General features: G+C 70.7%; 18 protein-coding genes. 6 read left to right on the top strand and 12 right to left on the bottom strand.

All coding sequences use genetic code 11. From position 1 onward, the window contains the following. Positions 1–119: 119 nt before the first annotated feature. The 3 genes from RV983_RS26770 to RV983_RS26760 all read right to left on the bottom strand — a co-directional run bounded on the left by RV983_RS26770 (position 120) and on the right by RV983_RS26760 (position 3,031). Positions 120–929, bottom strand: a complete 810-nt coding sequence (locus RV983_RS26770; protein ID WP_475988272.1) for a thioredoxin domain-containing protein — start codon at positions 927–929, stop codon at positions 120–122. A gap of 73 nt (positions 930–1,002) precedes the next feature. Beyond that, positions 1,003–1,656, bottom strand: coding sequence for a hypothetical protein (locus tag RV983_RS26765; RefSeq protein WP_475988271.1), 654 nt, complete (start codon positions 1,654–1,656; stop codon positions 1,003–1,005). 58 nt (positions 1,657–1,714) lie between these two features. Beyond that, positions 1,715–3,031, bottom strand: a complete 1,317-nt coding sequence (locus RV983_RS26760) for a DUF2252 domain-containing protein (protein ID WP_475988270.1) — start codon at positions 3,029–3,031, stop codon at positions 1,715–1,717. A gap of 170 nt (positions 3,032–3,201) precedes the next feature. On the opposite strand from RV983_RS26760, the gene RV983_RS26755 reads away from it, so the two are divergent. Then, the gene (locus tag RV983_RS26755) at positions 3,202–3,741 is read left to right on the top strand and encodes a VldE C-terminal domain-containing protein (protein WP_475988269.1); all 540 of its coding nucleotides are present in this window, start codon (positions 3,202–3,204) and stop codon (positions 3,739–3,741) included. 331 nt (positions 3,742–4,072) lie between these two features. Continuing rightward, complete coding sequence (locus RV983_RS26750) at positions 4,073–4,492, top strand: DUF5958 family protein (RefSeq protein ID WP_475988268.1); 420 nt, start codon at positions 4,073–4,075, stop codon at positions 4,490–4,492. Positions 4,493–5,450: 958 nt separating this feature from the next. Here RV983_RS26750 and RV983_RS26745 read toward each other — a convergent pair. Beyond that, entirely contained in the window at positions 5,451–6,353 is a 903-nt protein-coding gene (locus tag RV983_RS26745; protein ID WP_475988267.1) for an NmrA family NAD(P)-binding protein, read from the bottom strand. A gap of 172 nt (positions 6,354–6,525) precedes the next feature. Continuing rightward, a complete protein-coding gene (locus RV983_RS26740) occupies positions 6,526–8,103 on the bottom strand; it encodes an MFS transporter (protein ID WP_475988266.1) in 1,578 nt (525 codons plus the stop codon). 267 nt (positions 8,104–8,370) lie between these two features. Between RV983_RS26740 and RV983_RS26735 the strand changes: the two genes are divergently transcribed. The 3 genes from RV983_RS26735 to RV983_RS26725 all read left to right on the top strand — a co-directional run bounded on the left by RV983_RS26735 (position 8,371) and on the right by RV983_RS26725 (position 10,388). Next, positions 8,371–8,964, top strand: coding sequence for a TetR/AcrR family transcriptional regulator (locus RV983_RS26735; RefSeq protein WP_475988265.1), 594 nt, complete (start codon positions 8,371–8,373; stop codon positions 8,962–8,964). A gap of 304 nt (positions 8,965–9,268) precedes the next feature. Next, complete coding sequence (locus RV983_RS26730; protein WP_475988264.1) at positions 9,269–10,006, top strand: GNAT family N-acetyltransferase; 738 nt, start codon at positions 9,269–9,271, stop codon at positions 10,004–10,006. A 49-nt stretch (positions 10,007–10,055) separates the two neighbouring features. Next, positions 10,056–10,388 carry a hypothetical protein gene (locus RV983_RS26725; protein ID WP_475988263.1) on the top strand — a complete coding sequence of 111 codons (333 nt, stop codon included), beginning with the start codon at positions 10,056–10,058 and terminating at the stop codon, positions 10,386–10,388. Positions 10,389–10,692: 304 nt separating this feature from the next. Here RV983_RS26725 and RV983_RS26720 read toward each other — a convergent pair whose 3' ends face one another. The 3 genes from RV983_RS26720 to RV983_RS26710 all read right to left on the bottom strand — a co-directional run bounded on the left by RV983_RS26720 (position 10,693) and on the right by RV983_RS26710 (position 12,282). Further along, a complete protein-coding gene (locus tag RV983_RS26720) occupies positions 10,693–11,064 on the bottom strand; it encodes a hypothetical protein (protein ID WP_475990470.1) in 372 nt (123 codons plus the stop codon). A 96-nt stretch (positions 11,065–11,160) separates the two neighbouring features. Further along, on the bottom strand, positions 11,161–11,643 hold the full coding sequence (locus RV983_RS26715; RefSeq protein WP_475988262.1) for a hypothetical protein: 483 nt from the start codon (positions 11,641–11,643) through the stop codon (positions 11,161–11,163). Between the two features lie 57 nt (positions 11,644–11,700). After that, positions 11,701–12,282 (bottom strand): dienelactone hydrolase family protein, encoded by a 582-nt coding sequence (locus RV983_RS26710; RefSeq protein WP_475988261.1) that lies wholly within the window; start codon positions 12,280–12,282, stop codon positions 11,701–11,703. 80 nt (positions 12,283–12,362) lie between these two features. On the opposite strand from RV983_RS26710, the gene RV983_RS26705 reads away from it, so the two are divergent. Continuing rightward, a complete protein-coding gene (locus RV983_RS26705) occupies positions 12,363–13,466 on the top strand; it encodes a mechanosensitive ion channel family protein (protein ID WP_475988260.1) in 1,104 nt (367 codons plus the stop codon). Positions 13,467–13,499: 33 nt separating this feature from the next. On the opposite strand, the gene RV983_RS26700 is transcribed toward RV983_RS26705, so the two are convergent. The 4 genes from RV983_RS26700 to lspA form a co-directional block, all read right to left on the bottom strand. Further along, entirely contained in the window at positions 13,500–15,095 is a 1,596-nt protein-coding gene (locus RV983_RS26700; protein ID WP_475988259.1) for a Na+/H+ antiporter, read from the bottom strand. A gap of 44 nt (positions 15,096–15,139) precedes the next feature. Next, on the bottom strand, positions 15,140–15,577 hold the full coding sequence (locus tag RV983_RS26695; RefSeq protein WP_475988258.1) for a GNAT family N-acetyltransferase: 438 nt from the start codon (positions 15,575–15,577) through the stop codon (positions 15,140–15,142). Further along, positions 15,570–16,505 carry an RluA family pseudouridine synthase gene (locus RV983_RS26690; protein ID WP_475990469.1) on the bottom strand — a complete coding sequence of 312 codons (936 nt, stop codon included), beginning with the start codon at positions 16,503–16,505 and terminating at the stop codon, positions 15,570–15,572. The genes RV983_RS26695 and RV983_RS26690 overlap by 8 nt, the downstream gene beginning before the upstream one ends. 85 nt (positions 16,506–16,590) lie before the next feature. Then, complete coding sequence (lspA, locus tag RV983_RS26685) at positions 16,591–17,151, bottom strand: signal peptidase II (protein WP_475988257.1); 561 nt, start codon at positions 17,149–17,151, stop codon at positions 16,591–16,593. Positions 17,152–17,179 lie beyond the last annotated feature (28 nt).

Genomic DNA, 17,179 nt, shown 5'->3' with positions numbered 1-17,179 from the left:
AGATTACGCGTCAGTAACCACTCTCCGGCACCCCGCGTCGCAAGTGTTGGCGAATACTTCGCCGACCGGCCCCCGGCACGTCGCCGGGGGCCGGTGGCTCCGCAAGTGCGGTGCGGTGCCTACTGCTTGGCGCCGAGCTGCGCGTCCACCGCCGCCGTGAACTGCTGCGGCGTCATGGTCTGCACGTTCTCGATCGTCTTGCCGTCCAGCTTCACCGTCGGGGTGCCCTGGATGCCGTCGGTGTCGAACTGCTTGGCCATCGTCAGCGCCCACTTGTCGTAGGTGCCGTTGCGGACGGCGTCCTCGAAGGTCTTGTTGCCCTTGAGGGCGTCGACCTTCTGCGCGATCTCGATCAGCTTGGCGTCGCTGCCGAAGTCGTCCTTGGTCTCCTCGGGGTGGACGTCCTTGGAGTACAGCAGCGCGTGGTAGTCCACGAAGGCGTCCTTGCTGACGTTCAGCGCCGCACCCAGCGCGCTCAGCGCGTTCTTCGAGCCCTGGCCCTGCTTGAGCGCGTCGTCGAGGAAGGCGCCCATCGTGTACGAGATCTTGTACTTGCCGTCCTTGGCGTCCTTCTGGACCTCCTCGCCGGAGGTCTGCTCGAACTGCGCGCAGACCGGGCAGCGCAGGTCCTCGTACACCTTCAGCGTGTGCTTGGCACTGGCGTCACCGATCTCGATGGACGTGCCGTTCTTGCCGGTGGAGTTGGCCGGCTGGACCAGCTTCTGGTCCGCCGCCTTCTCCCAGTAGGAGGGCGCGTTCATCTTGACCACGGCCACGGCTATGCCGGCGCCCAGCGCCAGAACGCCGACCACGGCGCCGCCGACGACGAACTGGCGGCGGACCCTGTCCCGCTTGGCCTGGCGCTCCCGCTCCACCCGCAGGCGCTCGCGGGCGGCGGTCTTGGCGGTCTGGCTGTTCCTCTGGCTCATGGTGGTGAGTTCTCCGTGTCGTCGTGACGTGCGTGAGGGATGTTCGGGGTGAAAAAGCCGTACTCGGCTCGGCTCAGCGAGCGGCGAAGACGGCCGGGGGCCCTCGGCGTACGACGGTGTGGAGCAGCAGCGGCAGCGCGGGCGCGGCGGCGGCCGCGGGCACAGAGCGGCGGGCGGTGGGCCGCGGCCGGACAGCGCCGCGGAAGGCGGCGACGGCGACGGCGACGATCAGCGGCCGGAAGACGGTGCGCAGCAGGCCGTGCAACGCGGCCTCGCCGCGCCGCAGCCACCAGGCGGCGGCCAGGCCGACGGCGACGTGCACGACGAGCAGCAGCCAGGGCGAGGCGGAGTGGCCGGTGCCCCCGGCGGCGCCGGCGAGCGGTCCGCCGACATCACCGCCGTGGCAGGCCAGCGCCTCGTTGATCGAGCGCCACGAGCCCGTGACGGGCCCGCCGGCGGGGCCGTAGCAGGTCTGCTGGCCGGCCGTGAACAGCGTGTCCACGGCCAGTTCGAGCGGGACCAGGAGGCCGGCGATCGGCCAGTAGCCGCGCTCCCGGCCGCCGAGGGCGTACGCGACGGCGAAGACGCCGACGGCGGCCCCCGCCGTGGTCGCCAGCGGCAGGGGCTCCCTCGAGAGCAGGATGTGGGCGGTCGCGGACAGCGTGACGCACAGCGCGGCGAAGCACGCCGCGCGCAGCGCCCTCAGCTGAGGTCCGGTCCCTTCCATGGCGCCGAGTGTGCCATGCCGGTGTGTAAGCAATGCCTAAACCCCGGAAAACCCCGGATCAGAGCCCCGGGAACCGGCCGTTGCGGAACAGGTCCACGAAGATCTGGTGGTCCTCGCGGGCCCGCGCACCGTAGGAGTGCGCGAAGTCCACCAGCGCCCCGAGGAAGCCCTTCTCGTCCCGCGCGATGGCCTCGTCGATCGCGTCCTCCGTCGAGAACGGCACCAGGGAGTGGCCGCTCTCGTCGTCCGCCGCCGCGTGCATGGCGGCGGTCGCCCGGCCGAGGTCGGCCACGACCGCCTCGATCTGGGCGGGGTCGTCGATGTCCGTCCAGTCCAGGTCCACGGCGTACGGGGACACCTCGGCGACCAGCTGGCCGACGCCGTCCAGCTCGGTCCAGCCCAGGTACGGGTCGGCGTGCGCCTGGAGCGCGCGCTGCGAGATCACCGTGCGGTGGCCCTCGTGGCGGAAGTAGGAACGGACCGCCTCGTCGGCGATGTGCCGGGAGACCGCGGGGGTCTGGCCCTGCTTCATGTAGATCACGACGTCGTTCTCCAGGGCGTCGGTGTGCCCTTCGAGAAGGAGGTTGTACGAGGGCAGGCCCGCGCTGCCGATGCCGACGCCGCGGCGGCCGACCACGTCCTTGACCCGGTGGCTGTCCGGGTTGATCAGGCTGGTCTCCGGCAGGGTCCCCAGGTACCCCTCGAAAGCCCGCAGCACCTTGGCGCGGGTGGCCTCGTCCAGTTCGACGGCACCGCCGTCGGGGGCGAAGCGGCGGTCCCACTCCCGGATCTCGGTCATCGAGTCGAGCAGACCCACCCGGGTCTGGGCGCGCGCATGGCGCAGCGCGTCCAGCAGGGTGCCCTCGGCGGTGTCCAGGGTGAGCGAGGGCACGGCCTCGTCCTGGGCGAGGGCGCGGATGCGCTCGCGATAGGCGGTGGCATAGGCGCGCACCAGGCCGGAGATCACGTCGTCGGCCAAGGCCTTGCTGTAGCCGATCAGGGCGATGGAGGCGGCGAAGCGCTGCAGGTCCCAGGTGAAGGGCCCCACATAGGCCTCGTCGAAGTCGTTGACGTTGAAGATCAGCCGGCCGTTGGCGTCCAGGTAGGTGCCGAAGTTCTCGGCGTGCAGGTCCCCGTGGATCCACACCCGGGAGGTGCGCTCGTCCACGAAGGGGCTGCCGTCCTTCTCCTCCGCGAGGTCCGCGTAGTAGAGGCAGGCCGTGCCGCGGTAGAACGCGAACGCGGAGGCCGCCATCTTGCGGAACTTGACACGGAAGGCAGCCGGATCGGCCGCGAGCAGCTCGCCGAACGCGGTCCCGAAGACCTCGACGATCCGCTCCCCGCGCTGCTCGTCGCTCGTGAGACCTGTGGCCATCTGTCGTGCGCCTCCTGGTTGTACGGGTGTCGGCTCGCCGTCGACCGGTCAACGCAGGAGCGTACGCCCGCGTCACCCGGACCGGCTCCCGGCGGGACGTGATATTCGCGTCACCGACGCCGCCCGTTCAACCGGGCACTTCCGGCCCGCGCCGGGCGTTGTCGGGGGCGATGAACACCACCAGGGGGCGGGACACCACACGCGGCCGCAGTGTCCGCCGCACCGTTTTCGGGCTGCTCGTGATCGGCGCCCTCGTACTGGCGGCCGTGGCCTGGCCCACACTCTCCGCCCAGGTCCGCGCGGCCAACTGGCCCGAGGAGGCCGCCAAGGGCCCCGACCACATCACCCCCCGCATGACGGCCGTCCGGGACGCCGTCATCAAGGAGTTCGGCCCCCGCGGTCTCCGCGGGGGCCCCGGCTGCTACCGCGAGGACGGCGGCATCGCCGGCGGCGGCGAACACCCCCTGGGCCGCGCCTGCGACTTCATGCTCATGCCCGCCGGCCACAAGGTCACCGGCAAGCCCGAGGCCCTCGGCGACGACATCGTCGCCTGGGTCCGCGAGCACGCGGACGAATACGGCATATGGTATGTGATCTTCGAACAGCACATATGGTCCAGTCGCCTCCCCCAGCAGGGCTGGAAACTCATGGAGGACCGCGGCTCCATCACCCAGAACCACTTCGACCACGTGCACATATCGGTCTACTGAGCCGCCGCCCGGCTGCGTTGGGCCTCCAGGCGGAACAACCCGCCGGCCGGCGTTGATGCCGTCATTGATTGTCAACGTTGGTCAGCGCTGGTCCGGCTTCCACGGCCCAGAGACGGCCCCGGGCTATCGTGCCCCGCCGGTCGCGTCCTCAGCTCGCAGTGCAGCAGCACGCGCGAACCTGCGATCGCGCCACCAGAACGAAGGGCAGCAAAAGGGACAGTTCCCTCCAGAGGGGCACGTCGCCCTGCTGGCTCGCGTCCGCAATAAGGGAACGCGGCGACGACCTCAGGCAGATGACGATGGGCGGACATCCCAAGAAAGAGGGAAAACCGTGCGATACAGACCGGGCACCGGGGAGTACCTGAACGAACTCGCCCAGGACCTGCGCCCGCTCGACGAGGGGATCGCGTGGTTCGCATCCCTCCCCGAGGACGAGCAAACCGGGACGCTGTGCCTGCTGGCGGGGTTCTGCTTCCAGGCCCATCCCACCGCCGAGGAAGCCCTGGAGAGTATCCGGCGTTCCGGCCTCCGGCCGACCCACACTCCTGCGGTCATGCTCGTTCGAGGACGAATCGAGGACCAGGTGGGGAGGATCGCCGGGCTGACCCCGCAGCACGAACGAATGAAGGCCTTCCGCCTGCTGATCGCCCTGCTGGCCGTCGCGGACAGCAGACGCAGGGCACGATGCCGTGTCCACGGCTGCAGCCACCACTGGCATCACCTGACGGCCACCCGGGAGACGGCCCCGTGACGGCCCTCGCTCACGGACGACACCCGCTTTAGGAGTTCGTGCACAGCGCCAACCCCATTGGCGCCGAGACCGTCGTCAGGTCGCTCACACGCTGGCACTACCAGGTCCGGCGGGCGACGGTCCAGCAATCTGCTTTGAGGTCTGGCCTCATCCTTATCAGGTCGGTCCGTGAGCATCGCGGACCCCGGCTCATCCGGGTCGGTGCTGGGCAGACCTGCCGTGCGAGTCCGGAGGGATTCGCCGGTGATCGGCCGTGTTGGTGTCAGCCGTTGCGGACCGCCCGGAGGTCATCAACCAGTCAGTTCTTCTGGAACTGGTACGGCTGGTCGGCGACCTGCATGGACGCTCCAGTTTGCACCGCTGGCCAGCGGTGATCTGGTCGGCGGCTGTCTTTGCCTGTCCCCACTGGTCAGCCTCGGACGGCCCGGAGACCGCCCTGCGTCTACGCGGGCGGCAACGTCATGTCATGCGAAGCTCGCACTGATCGTGGTGCAGGTGCAGCCTGCGCAGGTCCTGGAGAGCGGTGACGGGATAGGGATGCATTCCACTTGGCCATGTAACCGTCCTCGCCATGCCCCTCCAGAGCCTGTTGCGCCGTGGCGAGAGCAGCATGCGCCAACTCGCTGAGGGGCTTCGTGGCAGTCCATGCGGGGCGGCCGTCCGAGTCCGGCAGAGATCAGGGCTGATACCGACGTCGGGAAGCGTATAGATCGCAATGACGACGTCAGCTCCTTGTCTCCGCAGACCAACCGAACCTCCATCGGCTCGGAGTCGAAGAAGAACCGCTCCAGCCAGGTGGCTCGCCCCGTAGAGCACGCCAACACCGGACAAGAGATCTGCCAGGCCATCGGTGCAGGACCATGGGCGGCCACTCGTCGGAGCCGGCCGGTCGTCGGGGCCGGGCCTCGGCCGGCCCCGGGGACGGCAGTCGCTCCGGGCCGGCCTCGGCCGGGGCGGCTCAGCCCAGGTAGAAGTCCTTTCGGGCGGCCACGAACGCCTCGATCGTCTGCGCGGGGATGCCCGTCACGCGCTCGACGCCGTCGGCGGTGCGGTTGTAGCGGTTGTCCCGGTGCAGTTGGGCCATGGTGGCGACGTGCTGTTCGAGGTGCGGCGGCATCCCCAGCTTCGGGAGCTGGGCCTCCCACCGCTCCGGGGGCAGGTCCACGTAGGAGACCGGACGGCCCAGCGCCCGCGAGAACTCCTCGGCCAGCTCCGTCATGTCGACCGCGCGCGGCCCGGTCAGCTCGTAGACCTGCCCTATGTGCGGTGCCGGGTCGCGGAGCACGGTGGCGACGACCCGGGCCACGTCGTCCACGGCCACCGGCGAGGTGCGTCCGGCGCCGAACGGCAGCGCGATCGTGCCGTTCTCCTGGATCGACCGCGCCGCCAACGTGGTGAACAGCGGAGTGTCCAGGAACGCCGTCGGCCGAATGTGCACCACGGGCAGGCCGGACCAGTTCAGTATCTGCTCCGCCAGCCAGTGCAGCCGCTGCTGGTGCGACTCCTCGGTGCTGGTGGCGCTCATCTGGGACACCGTCATCTGCGACAGGTCGACCAGGGCCTCCAGTTTCCCGTACTCCTTGGCGACGGAGGCGACCACGGTCGCCGCCAGCAGATGGTCCGGTGACACGCGCATCGCGAAGTACATCCGGGTCACGCCCTGCAGCGCCGCCGCCACCGTCTCGGGCCGGGTCAGGTCGCCGATGACGACCTCGGCTCCGAGCGCCCGCAGTTCGGCCGCGCGCTCGTCCTCACGGCGGACCATGAAACGCACTGGTACATCCTGAGCACGCAATTGCTCGAAGACGGTACGGCCCACGCCGCCGGCGCCGGGGATGAGAACAAGGTTGTCGGCAACCATCAGTGGATCTCCTTAGGGGTGGTGGAACAACTGAGTTGTGGTGTGGTCCGAGCGCCGGGTTTTGCGACTGCCCGGCGGAGGAGGTCAACGGCACCGAAGTCGGCAGCCGTGGGTCTCCCCCGTGTCGGCGGCGGTGCTGAGGGGACGCCCCGGCAGACGGTCGACTCTGTGATCACCCTTCGGTTCGGACGGCCTGGCGCCGCGGCTTGTCACCGCCGGCGGACGCGACGGCATCCTTGCCCGGCAGGAAGGCCAGCACGACGACGGCGCCGACCAGGGCGACGGCCGCCGCCGCTGTCGCGGTGATGTGCATGGCATGGATGAAGGAGTCGTTCGCGAGCCGTACCAGTGCACTGCCGGCCGGCCCCAGCTTCTCGGCGACGGCCTGGGTGGCCTGGAGGGATTCACCTGCGGCGTCCCGGTCGGAGGCGGGCAGCATGCCGAGGTGGCCGTTGACGCCGTTGCGGTAGGCAGTGGACATCAGCGATCCCAGCACGGCGACCCCCATGGCCCCGCCGACCTGCCGGAAGGTGTTGTTGACCGCGGAGCCGGAGCCGGCCTTCTCGCGCGGCAGCGACGACATGATCATGACGGTGGCGGGCGGCATCACATGGGCCATGCCTGTGCCCATCAGGAAGAACAGCACCTCCAGTATCCAGATGGGGGTGTTCTGGCCGAGCAACAGGAAACCCGCGAAGGCCGCGGCGGTCAGGACGAGGCCGCCGGCGCACACGGCCCGGGCGCCGAAGCGGTTGACGACCAGCCGTGCCCGCGGAGCGAAGTACATCTGGGAGACGGCCAGCGGCAGCACGAGCAGACCGGACTCCAGGACGCTGTAGCCGCGCACGCTCTGGTTGTAGAAGACGCTGAAGAACGTGACGCCCATGAGGGCGAAGAAGACCAGGCCGATGGCGGCGACGGACGCGGAGAACCGGCGGTTGCGGAAGTAGCCGACGTCCAGGGCCGGATGGTCGCTGCGGGCCTCGTAGACCACGAAACCGGCCAGGATCGCCACGCCGCCCAGGATCGTCGCCCAGGCCTCGGGCCGGGTGAAGTCGCCCGACTGGCCGCCCTTGATGATGCCGTAGACCAGAACCGCCAGACCGGCGATCGACAGCAGCACGCCGACCGGGTCGAGCCTGTTGGGCCGGGGGTCCTTGGAGTCGGGGACGATCGCCGCCATCGCGATGATCGCGGCGACCACGATCGGGACATTGACCAGGAAGACCGAGCCCCACCAGAAGTGCTGCAGCAGGACGCCGCCGGTGATCGGGCCGGCGGCGATGGCGAAACCGACCACACCGGTCCAGATGCCGATGGCCTTGGGCTGCTCCGCGGGCTCGAAGACGTTCATGATGATCGCGAGGGTGGCGGGCAGGATGAAGGCGCCGCCGAAGCCCATCACGGCGCGGAAGGCGATGAGCTGCCCGGAGGAGTCCGCTACGGCGGACAGCGCGGATCCCGCGCCGAACACCAGCATGCCGAAGAGCAGCACCTTCTTGCGGCCGAGCCGGTCACCGAGCAGGCCCGCGGTGAAGAGCAGTCCGGCGAAGACGAGCGTGTAGGAGTTGACCGCCCACTCCAGCTGGCTCTGCGTGGACCCGAGTCCGGTGGGAGCGGGCTGGGCGATGGTCTTCATCGCCACGTTGAGGATCGAGTTGTCCAGCATCACCACCAGGAGGCTGAACGCGAGCACGGTCAGGATGGCCCAGCGCCGGCGGTGGACCGCTTCGGAGACCCTTCGTTGCACGGGTGGCACGGGCGACACAGGTGGCGTGGACTCCGCGGGCGTGGCGGACTCGGTGGGGGTGGGTGGTGGTGCCACAGCGGATCTCCAGTGCTGTCGGGGGTACGGCGATTGCGGGGCAGGGGCGGTCGGCCTCGGATGGGCAGGGGGGCGGCACAAGGCACTGCTGACCTGCCAGTGATCCCGCCGGAGCCAAAATAGATGTCGCAATCAAACTAAACACAGGTTAGAATAGATGACAAGCGACAGCCAATTGAGGAGAGTGATTCCGTGGGCCGCGTGTCCAAGGCACAGGCGGAGGAGAACCGGCAGCACGTCGTGGCCACCGCCTCCCGGATGTTCCGCGAGCAAGGCACCGCGGTCAGCATCGCCGACCTGATGAAAGCCGTCGGGCTCACCCATGGCGCGTTCTACAAGCAGTTCGCCTCCAAGGAGGACCTCGTCGACACGGCCATCACCCACGCCTTCGAGGACCCGGCGGCGCACTCGCCGGTGGCGCTCGAGGAACACGCCGGGGACCACGAGTCCGCCCGCCGGACGCTGATCGACCAGTACCTCTCGATCTGGCACCGCGATCACGCCGGGGACGGCTGCCCCGTCTCCGGATTCGCCGGCGATCTGGGGCGCGACCCCGACCAGGCCACCCGCTCCCAGCGGGTCTACGTCAACGGGGTACGGAGCCGCGCCGCCCGGCTGGCCACCGGCGACGACGACGGCATGGCCCAGCTCTGCACCATGGTCGGCGCGCTCGTCCTCGCCCGCGCCACCCGGGGCAACCCGATCTCCGAAGAACTGCTCCAGGCCGCACGCACGGCTCTCACCGGGAGCGGCAGCGAGCAGGCCGGCACGGCCGTAGGGCAGTGACCGGGCGAACGGTCCGCAATCGCTCCATCGATCCTGCCGCCCTGACGGGACGTCAGCAGCGTGTACTGACAGCGGTACTCGGCCGCCTGGCAGCGAGTCGTTCCGAGAACCTCGCTGCCGACCGACCGCGACCACCGATGCTCTGTCCCGTCCGCCCATGCGGAAGGCGATTTCCGGGGGCGCCGTACGGGACGGCCCGTGATGGACGATCCGGACGGCTGCTCACACCGCGGCCCCAACGGCCCGCCCGCCCAGGACTGCTGGGTTCGATGCGGCGACGGGTCCGTCGCTCTAGGGTCCACGGGTGCCCACGACAGAAATCATGACGACCAGTGAGCGACCCGACCTGTACCAGCAGGTCAAGGACGCGCTTCGAGGCGTTTGGCCGACTTTTGTCCTGCACGACCCGTTCTCGAAGAACTACCGCCGCCGGGCGACAGCCTGCTTTCCCCGTTTCGACGTGCTGCTCGTGCACGACGGCGAGGTGGTCGCCAACGCCGCGGGAGTGGCCATGAGATGGGACGGAGACGTCGACACGCTGCCCGCGGGCTACGACGGCGCCCTGGAGCAGTCGGTGACGGAGCACGAGGCATCCCTCGCGCCCGACACCCTCTGCATCATGGCCGCCACCGTGCTGCCCGGCCACGCGGGCCGCGGGCTGGCCGGGGAGATACTCACCGCGCTGCGCCGACGGGCTGTGGAAGACGGGCTGCGACGCGTGATCGCTCCCGTGCGGCCCGCCCTCAAAGCGCGCTACCCCCTGACCTCGATGGACGATTTCGCCCGCTGGACGCGCGACGACGGTCTGCACCTCGATCCATGGATCCGCACCCACCAGCGACTCGGGGCGACCGTTCTCGCCTCCGCTCCCCGTTCCATGGTCATCCCCGGAACCGTCGCGCAGTGGGAGCAGTGGACCGGCATGGCCTTCCCCCAGACCGGACGCTACGTCGTCGCGGACGCCCTCGATCCCGTCGAGATCGATCGCGAGCGGGACCAGGGGATCTACGCCGAGACCAATCTGTGGATGCGGCACCTGTAGAACGTGCGCCGCCTGCGGTGCTCCCGGAGTCGTCACGGCGGGAGGGAACATGGGCATCGGCTACAAGACGTCCTGGCTCGCGGTCCGGGACGCCGGGCCCGAGGAGGTGGCGGACGCCCTCGGGCTGCGGCACCGCCGGGCCATGGACTGGCGGGGCGGCACCGAGGCCGCCTATCGGCAGGGGGTCTTCGTGGCCAGGCCCGTCGCCGCGTGGACGATCGCCCACAGCCGCGTCCATCTTCCTCCCGGCACCGACGCGACCGATCCGCGCTTTCCCGCCTGGCTCCGGTCGCTGAGCAGCCGACTCGGCGACATCCAGTTCTTCACCACCGACCGCATCGGGAATTCCACGCCTGGGCCAGGGTCGACGCCGGTGAGCTGACCCGCGCCTACTGCTATACCGGGGAAGGGGACCACATCCCGCTCCGGCTCGGCGAACCCACCGGCATCGAGAGGGAACTCGGCGTCGGGCTGCGCCGGCCCGAGGAGCGGCGGCAGGACTGGCGGGACCACGAATGGGACGCCTGGCACGAGGCCATGCCCGACGAGGACGACGTCATGCGCATCGCCCGGCGCTGGGGCGTCTGCCCCCTCGACATCCCGGACGATGCCGTCGTGCTCCCGGGCATCCACGGCTTTCGACCGGGGCCGAGCCGCGGGACGCCGAGGTCTGACACCCGGCGCGGTCACGCCATGGCGACGAATCCGCCCCTGGACCGGCCACCGGTGAAGAGCTCGTCCCAGTCGATGTCCTCGGGCAGAGCGCCGAAGGAGTCCAGGGAGACGACGACGGCCCCGCCGGCCTGCTCCACCGCGCCGCACCACTGGGCCATGGCACCGGCCTCCTCCTGCGACCGGGTGCCCTGGACGAGGCATCCCGCGTCGCCGGGGCCGTCGACCACCGACATGGTGAGCCTCGGCATGATGCGCCACTCCGGGCACGACGGCATGAGGCCCTCGGGCGCGTGCAGCACGGGCAGGCCGTCGTGGATCGGGGCTTCCGCCAGCAGGAGCAGCGGAACCGGGCCCAGGACGAACCGGCTGTTGTCGCGAGTCATCAGCACGCGCCGACTCTACTCACGCCCCCATCGGGCCGCGCCGGGCCACGCCCGCCCGCGGGGCGGGTCCTCCGGCAGGAACGGGTGCCTGCCGCGTCAGGGGCAGATCCAGCAGTAGAGGCGGCGGCCGGTGGCGGTGGCGCGGCCGGCGAGGGCGGCGAGGTCCTTGAGGAAGCGGCCGAGGGCGCGGGGGTCCGACTCGCCGCGGGAGGCGCCCGGGACGGCCGGGGTGCGCGAGGTGCGGGCCCAGCCGACGGCGACGTCCTCAAGGAGGCGGGGGTCGAACGCGGCGAGGGCGTCGCGGAAGGTGTCGGTGAGGGAGACGGCGACCACCTCGCCGTCCCCGGCCATGCCGACGAGGGCGCCACGGCGGGGGTCGGTCTGGACGTCCTCGGCCGCACGGCCGGTGATCAGCACCTCGGCGGGGAGGAGTTCGACCACCGGGTCCACGCCCTTGACCACGAGTGGGTCGTAGTCGGCGGCGAGGGCCACGCCGTCGTCGTGGACCTCGGCGCGGACCACGGCGCGGACCGCGTCCCGGTCGTCGCCTGCGGAGTAGTAGCCGTAGAGAACACCCATGGCCGGATGATGCCATCCGGCACTGACAACGGCCCCCGCGGAAAGGCCGGTTGGCCGCTACTCCGCGTCCGCCGCGATGTCGGCGAGGAAGTCCAGGGCGATCGCCCACGCACGCTCGGCGGCCTCGGCGTCGTAGTCGTCGAGCCCGGGGTCGGTGAACAGGTGGCCCGCACCGCGGTAGCGGTGGACCTCCACGTCGGCGCCCGCCTTGCGCATACGCAGGTACCAGGCGTTCAGCCAGTCGTCGGGCTCGAAGGGGTCCGGCTCGGCGACGTGCAGCTGGACGGGCATGTCGGTCGCGGCGTCGTCGGCGATGTCGGAGGTGCCGTGCAGCAGCAGGAGGCCGCGGGCCTTGTCGTCGGCCAGGGCGAGGTTCTGCGCGACGGAGCCACCGAGGGAGAAGCCCGCGTACACCAGGCCGCGTTCGGACAGCGGTCCTGAGACGGTGACGGCGCGCATCAGCAGCTCGTCGCGGCCGATCTCGTCCTTGATGGCCATGCCCTCTTCGACGGTCTCGGCCGTACGGCCCTCGTACAGGTCGGGCACGTGCACCTCGTGCCCGGCCGCGCGCAGGCGGTCGGCGGCGGCGTGCACGGCGGGACGCAGGCCATAGGCCGAGTGGAAGAGGACGATGGTCATGCCGGAGCTCACAATTGCACTTCCCATGAGACGCGCACGGTCGGGGTACGGGCTCCATCATGCCCGTTACCGTCGAATCCATGGACTCCGTCGTACGGCCGCTGGGCGTGGTGGGCGGCTCCCTCATCGTGACTCTTGCCGTGGGCTGGGCCGTCGACCACACGCTGCGCCGCGCCGACGCCCGTCATCCCGAGACCCCTCTGTGGCAGCTGCTGCGGCGCGCCAGGCTGCCGCTGCAACTGGTGATCTGCAGCTCTCTGCTGCGGGGTTCGTACGAGCAGGCGCATCTCGCCCGGGGCCACACCCGGGCGATCGGCCAGCTGCTGACCCTGGTGCTCATCGGGGCCTGCGCCTGGCTGGTGGTCCGGGTCGCGGCCGCCATCGTGGAGGCGTCGTACTCGCGGTACGCCTCCGGGGCGCAGGACGCGGCGCGGGTGCGCCGGGTGCGCACCCAGGTGTCGCTGATCCAGCGGGTGGTGTCGGCGGTGGTCGGCGTCGTCGCGGCGGCGGCGATGCTGCTGACGTTCCCTGCGATGCGCGGCTTCGGGGCGTCCATGCTGGCCTCCGCGGGCCTGATCGGCATCGTCGCCGGTATCGCCGCCCAGTCGACGCTGGGGAACCTCTTCGCGGGGCTGCAGATCGCCTTCGGCGACATGGTGCGGATCGGCGACGCCGTGGTGGTGGAGGACGAGTGGGGGACGGTCGAGGAGATCACCCTCACCTACCTCGTGGTCCGCACCTGGGACGAGCGGCGGATCACCATGCCGGTGTCGTACTTCACCAGCAAGCCCTTCGAGAACTGGTCGCGCGGCAACGCCCGGATGACCGGGACCGTCTACTTCCATCTGGACCACACCACTCCCGTGGACCTGATGCGGGAAAGGCTGCTCCAGGTCCTCAAGGAGTGCGAGCAGTGGGACGGCCGGGCCTGGGGCCTGGTGGTGACGGACACCACTCCCTCCACGATCCAGGTGCGGGCGCTGGCCACGGCGAAGGACGCGGACGACATCTGGACGGTGCGCTGCGTGGTGCGCGAGCAGATGATCGACTGGCTGCGCCGTGAGCACCCGTACGCCCTGCCCCGCATCAACACGGCCCGGGCGCCGGGCCTGGACGAGGCCCCGGACCGGGAGCAGGCGACTCCGGACGCGAGCGACATCGGGCCCGGCCCGGGAGCCCGGTAGCGGGCCTCCGGGAGACCGGAACGCCCGCGGGCCCTACCGGGACACCCGCAGGCTGCGGACGTCGAGCTGGCGCAGCACCCGGTCGACGATCTCCGGGTCGTAGCCGGGCTCGCTGCGCGCCGCGAGGACCTCGTGCCGGGCCGCGGAGAGCATGTCCCGCTGCACGCGTTCGAGGGTCTTGATGCGGCTCACTCGCGCGGTGTGCCGGTCGCGCTTGTCGTCGTCGACGATGTCGGGGCAGATCCGTGCCCCGACATCGAAGGCGCGGCGGTGCAGGAGTTCCGAGACCTCCTCGGGGAAGCTCTCGGCCGCCTCGACCTCCTTCAGCCGCTGCTTGGCCGCCGCCATGGCGCGCAGCGCGAGGAGCATCTCCATGTCGTGCTCGATCTGGGTGTCGCTGCTGACCCCGAGCCGTCTGACGACCCACGGCAGGGTGAGGCCCTGGAGCACCAGGGTGGTCAGGACGACGGCGAACGCGATGAAGAGGATCTCCTCGTGCGCCGGGAAGGCGTTCCCGTTGTCGATGGTGTGCGGGATGGCCAGCGCCAGCGCGACGGACGCCACGCCTCGCATGCCGGACCACCACATGACGACGGTCTCGCGCCCGCTCATGGGGATGTCCTCGTCCAGGTCGCGCCGTTTGTGCAGCTTCCTGGCCAGCAGGGAGGCGGGCAGCAGGTACGCGAGCCGTACGACGATCACGGCACCGACGACGAGTGCCGCGTGGCCGACCATCGTTCCCCAGCGCCCGGCCCCGGCACTGAAGACGTTGTGCAGCTCCAGGCCGATGAGACCGAAGGCGACACCGGTGACCAGGGTGTCGACGACCTCCCAGAAGGTGGCGCCTACCAGTCGCCCCGTCACGTCGTCGGCGTCCACGGCGTGCTCGGCCAGGAAGAGGGCCGTGGTGAGTACGGCGAGGACACCGGAGCCGTGGGCCTCGTCGGCGATGGCGTAGGCCGCGAAGGGGACGAGCAGCGACAGCCCGATCTGGAGGGTCGGGTCGCCCACGACCCCCATCAGCTTGGACGCCATCCAGCCCAGGGCGAGGCCCACCACGACCGCGACGACCGCCGACAGCAGCAGCTCGCCAAGGGCTTCGGGCCAGGAGAAGGAGCCGGTGACGGCCGCGGCGACGGCCACGTTGTAGACCACGATCGCGGTGACGTCGTTGAACAGCCCCTCGCCCTCCAGCGTCGAGACCATGCGCCGGGGCAGGCCGAGCCTTCCCGCCACGGCGGTGGCCGCCACCGGGTCGGGCGGGGCCACGAGCGCGCCGAGCGCGACAGCGCCGGCCAGCGAGATGCCGGGGACGACGGCGCTCGCGATGCCGCTCACGGCCGCCGTGGTGATGAGCACCAGGGCGACGGCGAGCAGGAAGATCGCCCTCTTGTTGGCGGCGAACTGCCGCCACGAGGTGCGCTGCACGGAGGCGTAGAGCAGCGGCGGCAGCACGAGCGGCAGGATGAACGCCGGGTTGATCTGCACATTGGGCACGAACGGCAGCAGGGCCAGGACGACCCCGAGCAGCGTCATGAGAACGGGCGACGGCAGCCCCAGCCGGTCGCCCAGCGGCACCATGATGATGGCCGCGAGCATCAGGGCGAAGAACAGCGCGAGTTGATCCACGCCCCTAGCGTGACATGCCCGCGCAGCCGGCCCCGGTCAGCACGTCACAGCGCGCGCCTCATCGAGCGGTGGGCGATGCCCGCCTCCTGGTACTCCTCGCCGAAGGACTCGTAGCCCAGGCGCTCGTAGAAACCGAGGGCGTGGACCTGTGCGTGCAGTTCGACGACGCGCAGTCCGAGCAGCCCGGCCTGCTCCTCCACGGCCCGCACCAGCGCCGCCCCCACGCCCAGCCCGCGGGCCGAGGAGAGCACCGCCAGACGGCCGAGGACGCCGGTGCCGTCCGCGCCGGGGAGCAGGCGGCAGGCGCCCAGGGCGCCGTCGGGACCGATCGCCACCACGTGGACGGCGGTCGCGTCGAGTTCGTCGTACTCCAGGTCGGCGGGCACCTTCTGCTCGAGCACGAAGACCTCGTGCCGCACGGCGAAGTACGCCTTCAGGTCGTCGGGGCCGTCGGGCACCCGGATCGTGTACGTCTCAGGCACTGTCGCCCCGCACGATGTCGAGGGCGTGCTGGAGGTCCTCGGGGTAGTCGCTCTCGAACTCGACCCAGGTGCCGTCACCGGGGTGCGTGAAGCCCAGGCGCACGGCGTGCAGCCACTGGCGCCCGAGTCCCAGCCGCTTGGCGAGCGTCGGGTCGGCGCCGTAGGTGAGGTCGCCGACACAAGGGTGACGGTGAGCGGCCATGTGCACGCGGATCTGGTGGGTGCGGCCGGTCTCCAGCTTGATGTCCAGCAGCGAGGCCGCGCGGAACGCCTCGACGAGGTCGTAGTGCGTGATGCTGGGCTTGCCGTCGGCGATCACGGCCCACTTGTAGTCGTGCGTGGGGTGGCGGCCGATCGGCGCGTCGATGGTGCCGCTGAGCGGGTCGGGGTGGCCCTGGACGAGGGCGTGGTACCGCTTGTCGACGGTCCGCTCGCGGAACTGCTGCTTGAGGTCGCTGTAGGCGATCTCCGACTTGGCCACGGCCATGAGACCGGAGGTGCCGACGTCCAGCCGGTGGACGACGCCCTGGCGCTCGGCGGCTCCGGAGGTGGAGATCCGGTAGCCGGCCGCGGCCAGGCCCCCGATGACGGTGGTGCCGGTCCAGCCGGGGCTGGGGTGCGCGGCGACGCCGACCGGTTTGTCGACGACGACCACATGCTCGTCGTCGTGGACGATGCGCATGCCGGGCACCGGCTCCGCGACGATCTCCACGGCCCGCGGCGGGGCGGGCAGCTCGACCTCCAGCCAGGCGCCACCCGACACACGGTCGGACTTTCCGGCGGTGCTGCCGTCGATCGTCACCTTCCCCGCCGCCGCCAACTCTGCGGCCTTGGTCCGGGAAAATCCGAACATACGGGCGATGGCCGCGTCGACGCGCTCGCCTTCGAGGCCGTCGGGAACAGGGAGGGACCGAACTTCGGCAGACATACTCACCTGGTCGAGTATGCCGGATGGGTGACCGGGACTTCCCCGCTCGCGCGTTCCGGCGGCTCCCTGCGGCCGGGCGCCGCCGTCAGTCCTTGTGGACCGTGCCGTCCGGGTCGAGGCCGCGGAAGGAGAGCAGGACGATCAGGATGCCGCCGCAGACGATCGCCGAGTCGGCGAGGTTGAAGACGGCGAAGTGGGCGGGGGCGACGAAGTCGACCACGTGTCCCTGGAGGAAACCGGGGGCCCGGAACACCCGGTCGGTGAGGTTGCCGAAGGCGCCGCCGAGCAGCAGCCCGAGCGCGATCGCCCACGGCACGCTGTGCAGCTTCCGCGCGATGCGGGCGATCACCACGATGACCGTGACGGCGATCACGGTGAAGATGATCGTCATGCCCTGTCCGAAGCCGAAGGCCGCGCCCGCGTTGCGGACCGCTTCCAGGCGCAGGTAGTGCCCGAAGACGTCGATCGGCTCACGCCCCTCAAGGCGCGTCACCACCCAGATCTTGGACAGCAGGTCCAGGGCGTACGCCAGCGCCGCCACGCTGAGCAGCACGGCGATGCGCCGCGGCCCCTTGGGGACGGTCGCGTCCGTGCCACCGATCGGCTCGTCGGCCGTGTCCGTCGCCGTCTCCTGTGCCTTCGCCATGTGAGTCCTTCAGCCCCGATGTCCCGGC

This window comes from Streptomyces sp. RLA123 (assembly GCF_056270165.1).
The sequence above is the reverse complement of the archived record's forward strand: the minus strand, read 5'-3'. Positions and strand labels throughout refer to the sequence as shown.

Coding starts and splice junctions, on each gene's coding strand:
- RV983_RS26770 (WP_475988272.1), bottom strand. CDS start 929: ATGAGCCAGAGGAACAGCCAGACCGCCAAGACCGCCGCCCGCGAGCGC.
- RV983_RS26765 (WP_475988271.1), bottom strand. CDS start 1,656: ATGGAAGGGACCGGACCTCAGCTGAGGGCGCTGCGCGCGGCGTGCTTC.
- RV983_RS26760 (WP_475988270.1), bottom strand. CDS start 3,031: ATGGCCACAGGTCTCACGAGCGACGAGCAGCGCGGGGAGCGGATCGTC.
- RV983_RS26755 (WP_475988269.1), top strand. CDS start 3,202: ATGAACACCACCAGGGGGCGGGACACCACACGCGGCCGCAGTGTCCGC.
- RV983_RS26745 (WP_475988267.1), bottom strand. CDS start 6,353: ATGGTTGCCGACAACCTTGTTCTCATCCCCGGCGCCGGCGGCGTGGGC.
- RV983_RS26725 (WP_475988263.1), top strand. CDS start 10,056: ATGGGCATCGGCTACAAGACGTCCTGGCTCGCGGTCCGGGACGCCGGG.
- RV983_RS26720 (WP_475990470.1), bottom strand. CDS start 11,064: ATGACTCGCGACAACAGCCGGTTCGTCCTGGGCCCGGTTCCGCTGCTC.
- RV983_RS26715 (WP_475988262.1), bottom strand. CDS start 11,643: ATGGGTGTTCTCTACGGCTACTACTCCGCAGGCGACGACCGGGACGCG.
- RV983_RS26710 (WP_475988261.1), bottom strand. CDS start 12,282: ATGACCATCGTCCTCTTCCACTCGGCCTATGGCCTGCGTCCCGCCGTG.
- RV983_RS26705 (WP_475988260.1), top strand. CDS start 12,363: ATGGACTCCGTCGTACGGCCGCTGGGCGTGGTGGGCGGCTCCCTCATC.
- RV983_RS26690 (WP_475990469.1), bottom strand. CDS start 16,505: ATGTCTGCCGAAGTTCGGTCCCTCCCTGTTCCCGACGGCCTCGAAGGC.
- lspA (WP_475988257.1), bottom strand. CDS start 17,151: ATGGCGAAGGCACAGGAGACGGCGACGGACACGGCCGACGAGCCGATC.